Raw genomic sequence first — 331 nt, 5'->3', positions numbered from 1 at the left:
CTGGTTCTCTCTCATGCTGCTATGCGAGTCAGTGAAATCGCATTAATCGAAACTGGATCTCTTTTAAACTCTACAGGTGAATTAAGAAAAGAAATTCATCTTCCTGCCAAGATCTGTAAGCGCCTTAAGCCACGAACTATTTGGCTTACTAATCCAGTAAGTCGCGAAATAATCCAGGATTGGATTGAGTATCGCCTTAAGAAAAAGTGGGGAACAGTCATTGGTAGCGCTCAATACCAGGGATTAAATCCAAACAGCAGATTCTTATATAACAATCGGGGTAGACGTTATGCCATGACAGAGAAAAAGCGGGTTATGTATGATGGCTCCA

1 protein-coding gene is annotated in these 331 nt (G+C 41.4%); it reads left to right on the top strand.

Annotation, left to right across the window (positions count from 1 at the left end; genetic code table 11):
* Window positions 1-331 (top strand): hypothetical protein (locus A3763_RS28515; RefSeq protein WP_197482857.1); only part of this gene is annotated, 331 nt, incomplete at both ends.

The organism is Oleiphilus sp. HI0128 (assembly GCF_001635365.1).
This window is presented reverse-complemented; position numbering and strand designations above follow the sequence as displayed.